We start from the raw sequence: 5,117 nt of genomic DNA on the forward strand, positions 1-5,117 counted from the left end.
GCACGACGCTCGGACAGGCCCTGGTTGTAGTCTGCCGGCCCGGTGCTGTCCGCATGGCCTTCCACACGGATATGGCCTTGCTCACCACCGTTCAGCCGCTCAGCCACACCGCGGATTTCATCGGTGAACTGGCCCTGAATGGTATCGCGGTCGAAGCCGAAGTAGATCACCGAGGTTTCGCGTTGCTTCAAGCTTTCATAGACCTGGCAGCCATCCGCATCCACAACCGCGCCGGAGGCGGTGTTCGGACAACGATCCCGGTCGTCGTTGACGCCATCACCATCGCTATCGCCGGTAACCACTTGCGCCGGTGCGGACTCCACCACCTCGTCTTCAGCACTGTCATCGCTGTCGTTGCTGATACCGAATGCCAGATTGATACCCGCATAGACCTGGCCTTCCCAGTACTCGCGATCAGTGCTGTACGCCTGACGGGTACCCAGATCCAGAATCACATGCTTGAAGAACGCGCGCTGAACACCCAGCTCAACACCCGTCATCAGCTCATCGTTTTCATCACTGTTGGTGTTGTTCAGGCTTTCGATCAGCTGCTCACCCACATTGATACCCGCATAGGGTTCAAAACCGAGAATGCCGGTATCGTTGAAGTGGTAACGACCGCTGACAAAATAGTTGGTCATATCAAGACGACGGCCGGAATCGTATTTGCTTTCAGCATCGCCTTCCACCTCGTCATACCAGCCCTGCACCGACCAGTTGGGATGGAAGCGCCAGCCAAGCTGACCACCATAAAAGGGCACATCATCCAGGCCATCGGTGCCGTTACCGATCACATCGTTGTCGTAAAAGGTGTAATAGCTGGCATGGCCACCGATATAGCCATAGCGATCCGGAACATTTTCTCCGGCCATGGCAAGAGGGGAAATAAACAGCGGAAGAGCCGCAGTAACGCGCAAAATAGTTTTCATGGCAGAGTTCCTTTCCTGTTGCCCAGTAATGCCGGGGATTTAACCACCAGGAAGAAGAACAAGCAGCCATGAAACCGTGCTCAGAGGCGTAAATTTACGGAAATTTAACCACTCTCAGACCAAGAGTTTACATAACATTCAGTAATAACTATCAGTTGGAACGAGAGCTCCAATGCTCCAATTATAGAAATTTATTTTTATAAAAATATTATTATCTATTAACGCAGACAACGAAGTCTGCCCGCCATCTTCCGCAGGGTGCATTAGCCGCCGGCGTAATCCACCCTACGTAGACCACATCACTACTTGGTTACCCACTGGCCGTCCGGCGTTCTTACATAGTCCCCGGCATCGGTTTTATCGATGGCTTTCTGGCCGGCCAGGCGTGCCACCTGATCCAGGGTAATGCCGTTCTCTTTGGCAATGCGTTCGTAGGCAGCTCGGCGCTTCTCGTTGATATCCGCCACCAGTTCCACGGCCGCCGGGGTCGCCTTGACCACCCCCAGATAACCATCCGGTTGTTCACCCACCATGCCCTGGCTTTTCGCCGCATCCAAATCCAGTGCAAACGCCGCCATGCTCATCAGCAGGGTCAGGGTGGCAATCATGGTCTTTACAATTTTCATGGTCCCTACTCCTTAAAACAGGTCACTGTCTTCACTGAACAACTGATCGATATCCTTTTCCACCTTGAGGCGGATTTCATGATCGATCTTCACGTTCAGGTTGATGGTGATGGGCTCTTCCGGTGCCTTGAGTGCCACCGTCGGTGTGCAGGCGGGCAACATTGCCGCTGCCAGCAACAGACCCGGCGTGAGGTTTTTCATTGGGTTCTCTCCGTGCGCAGTTTCTCGGTAATGTCATCGCCAATACGCAGGCTGCGCATCAGCACCAGCATGTTTTCCCGATGGGTGTAGTTAAACACCACCGGCAGATTATTTCTCTGCGGATTCACACCCTTGATGGTCACCGCGGCTTCCAGCCAACCCTCCCGGTCCATATTCATGCGCGCCTGGAAATCCGGAATGGTCAGCACGCTCAGGCTTTCCAGGGCCAGTTTCACCGCCTGATTGGCGCTGGCCATGGATTGCACACTGGATGACGGAGGAATACGCAGGGACAAGGTTTCCTCATTGGCCAGCCGGGCCCCTTCCACCACCATAAAGTCCGTGCCCAGTTGCAGGGGCACATAGCCGCCAACACGGCCATCCAGAAATACCGCCGGCGGGTTCTGCAAGGCGGCCACCTGCTCCAGATCAATGCGGGTAATCACCACCGGCTGGGGACGGGGTGAGGGCCAGTCCAGTGCCGGTGCCCGCAGGGAGCCTCCCAACAGATCCGCACTGATATCAGTGAACTGCCATTGGCTGAGATCGCTCTCCATCTGCAGTGACAGGCCGGTAATCGGGGTACCGATATCCAGGGTGTTCGCCGTCACCGGCCCTGCACTCTTCAGAGACACCGCACCATAACGATAGTGCCCTTCCAGAGTTCCCTGAATCCCCCGGGCCGTGACGCTGCCCCAGTCCACTGCCGTATCGAGCAGGCGAATTGTGCCCTGTGCAGACAGAGTGTCACGCCATTGCCAGCTCCCCCTCCCTGTGAGAGTGCCTTTCTGCGGCGTCATGTCCAGGCCCTGGCCCATGGCCGGGATCAGCCTGCTATCGATCTGAAAACTACCACGGGGTATTTCCCCTGCCAGAGAGGCTTCCGCCGTCAGCTCGCTTTGCCAATCGGCAATAGTCAGCCGTGCCGTGGCTTTTTTGCCGACCAGCCGGGCACTGCCTGCCACCACCGGCAACCGCCAGCGGGCCGCCAGCAAGCCACCACCGCGCAGTTGCACCTGACCATGGGCCCCGGCACTGCTCACCGTTACCGGCCCCCTTGCCGTCACGGTGAGCGGGCGCAGCAGCACCTGTTCCACCAGCCCTTCGCTGACCGACAATCGACTGCCATCCGCCAGCACCACGGCACTGTCTTTCAGGTGCCATGGCACCTGCAGGGAAACATCACCGCCCCGGTCATAGCCGGGAATGGATGACGTGGCCGACAGGGTTCCCTGCCAACCGAGATCGGCCTGGCGGAACGACACGCTGCCATCGAGCGGGTAGCCCGCGTACTGACCTTTCACCGTGGCCTTGCCGCCGTAAGGTGCCCGGTGCAGAGATTCCAGCGGCAAGCGGAAGGCGAGACGGTCGTCGTCGTTACGAGCATTGAGGGTAATCGGTTTTCCCTGCAAGCCATCGCTGGCGGCCTGGCCTTGCCAGTGCCCATCCAGCCGGAACCCTTGCCATCGGCCCTGCAACGCCAGCGCTCCCTGCCACTGCCAGTGTTTGCCCTGCCACTGGAGTCGGCTGGGGCTGGCCTCCAGGCGCAGATCCTCATAGCCAACCAGCAACGGTAGATCCGTGGCGCCGTCCAATGCCATGGGCACTTGCAGGGGCTCTTTCCATTGCGCGGAGAGTTGTTCCGGCAACGCTAGGGTTGCCGGCGACAGGGTCAGCCTTCGATCCTGCCACTGAAAATCCAGTTGCCCATCCAGCTCCGGCCCCGTCAACGTGACCCGCCCGGCACCCTGTTCTATGGTGCCGTCATCACTGCTGGCAGAAACATGCACCTGCCCTGGCGGCCCTAGCAGTTGTAACTGTCCCCGGGCTTGCGACAGGGCAATGCCCTGCCCTTGCAACGATAACGGTGCCGGGATTGCCAGTTGCCACTGCCCATTGAGCTCCAACGGTTCGGTCAGACTCATCTCAGCTTGCCACTGCGCACCAGTAAAACGGGCCTTCATTGCCAGCTCGGCTTTTTGCGGCTGAGACTGCAGGCCTACGTCCTGCAGGGTTGCGCTAAGGCTGCCAGCAGGTTGTCCCTGCCACACACCCTCGCCTTCAAACTGCCATCTGCCCTGCCAGTCCGTGAGCCATTCATTCAACGCGCCCTTGCCGTGCAGCGACCAATGCCCGTCATCGCGGGCATACTCCGCCTTCAGGTCGCTTTGTGGACTCTCCACCTGAAGGGACCAGCGCTGTTGTTGCTGTCGAGCCTTTACCTGCAACGGCGGCGGCACCACCCCACCAAGCTCGGGTAACTGCAACGTATCGATGGAAAGTGCAAAAGGGGGCGTCCAGGGCAGGGATTCCGGCATCACAAAACCGTCATCGTCTGAACCACTATCACAGGCAGCGACAGTGACCGTGTGCGAGTGGACGGTGAGAGGAAACAGATCGCGCAGAACCAGATCGTCACCGGCCAGGGGCGCGCAATCGTCCGGCTGCCAACGCCAATGGGCCAGGCTCAGGCCGTTGTCCCAGCTCGGTTTCCCCACACGTAGCCCCTGGCTATAAAGCCAGCCCGCCGCCACCAGTACCAGAATCAGCACCAGCAGCAATGCATAACCAAGGCCTCGAAAAACAGGCGGGAAAAATCGAACCATAACGGTTAGAGCCAGCGCAGCGATAATGGTTCGATAGTGGTGGCTTGGCGAGGTTGTGGCAACTATCCGTTATTGCTAATAGCCCGGCTTCTGGGCGCTTTCTCGTAAAGCCAGGAGGTGCAGAGCAGCCGAAGGATCTCGCTTTGTAAACAACGGTCAAGTTTTTTGTGGGAAGTCATGCTTGCATGACGAATACGGCGGTAGCTGCAGGCAAAACCCTTCGTGATGCAAGCATCATCTCCCACAAAGAAACCGAATCAAAGCCAGCTGTTGGACTCGCAAACCAACATAGAACCACCAGCGGGAAGCACCGGTTATCGGGAAGGCAATCTATCCATCACCACCTGATGCAGTACCAGCGCCATGGCAGCTACCCGACTGGTGGCGTCCACCGACAGAGTGGCGCCGGTGATGCCGTCCACCTGGCCCGACAAGGTATCGTTTTCACTGAGAGTCATCCCGCGATACTGGCGACGGAAAAATGCCTGGTGCACTTCGCCACCACGAGGTTCCCGATAGACCAGGATTTCCAGATCCACAATCCCCTCCGGCCCCACGGCCACACCAACGGTCATGGGCATGTCCTTGCTTTTTTCGTCGATGATCCAGGCACTGATTTCATCGCTATGCCAATAGCGTAACCGCATCCCTCGATAGGGATGCCCCAGCACCTTTGTCACTCGCTTGCGCAGTTCACCACGCAAGGGTAGCAAGCCCGGTTGCGGTTCCTTGTCGGCAAATACCTGCTGCAGAAA

General features: G+C 58.1%; 5 protein-coding genes. All 5 read right to left on the reverse strand.

The window, feature by feature from the left end; genetic code table 11:
* Positions 1-929 (reverse strand): OmpA family protein (locus HUJ17_RS07715; protein WP_290510149.1); only part of this gene is annotated, 929 nt, incomplete at its 3' end.
* A gap of 302 nt (positions 930-1,231) precedes the next feature.
* Positions 1,232-1,555, reverse strand: a complete 324-nt coding sequence (locus HUJ17_RS07720; RefSeq protein WP_290510150.1) for a YdbL family protein — start codon at positions 1,553-1,555, stop codon at positions 1,232-1,234.
* A 12-nt stretch (positions 1,556-1,567) separates the two neighbouring features.
* The gene (locus HUJ17_RS07725; RefSeq protein WP_290510151.1) at positions 1,568-1,756 is read right to left on the reverse strand and encodes a YnbE family lipoprotein; all 189 of its coding nucleotides are present in this window, start codon (positions 1,754-1,756) and stop codon (positions 1,568-1,570) included.
* Positions 1,753-4,308, reverse strand: a complete 2,556-nt coding sequence (locus HUJ17_RS07730) for a YdbH domain-containing protein (RefSeq protein WP_290510154.1) — start codon at positions 4,306-4,308, stop codon at positions 1,753-1,755. The genes HUJ17_RS07725 and HUJ17_RS07730 overlap by 4 nt, the downstream gene beginning before the upstream one ends.
* A 368-nt stretch (positions 4,309-4,676) precedes the next feature.
* Positions 4,677-5,117: FMN-binding protein (locus HUJ17_RS07735; protein ID WP_290510152.1), on the reverse strand; the 441-nt coding region annotated here is incomplete at its 5' end.

This window comes from Alcanivorax sp. (genome assembly GCF_014762765.1).
Taxonomy (GTDB): domain Bacteria; phylum Pseudomonadota; class Gammaproteobacteria; order Pseudomonadales; family Alcanivoracaceae; genus Alcanivorax.

What these genes read in the sequence shown, in the direction of transcription:
- HUJ17_RS07720 (WP_290510150.1), bottom strand. Translation starts at nt 1,555, where the DNA reads ATGAAAATTGTAAAGACCATGATTGCCACCCTGACCCTGCTGATGAGC.
- HUJ17_RS07725 (WP_290510151.1), bottom strand. Translation starts at nt 1,756, where the DNA reads ATGAAAAACCTCACGCCGGGTCTGTTGCTGGCAGCGGCAATGTTGCCC.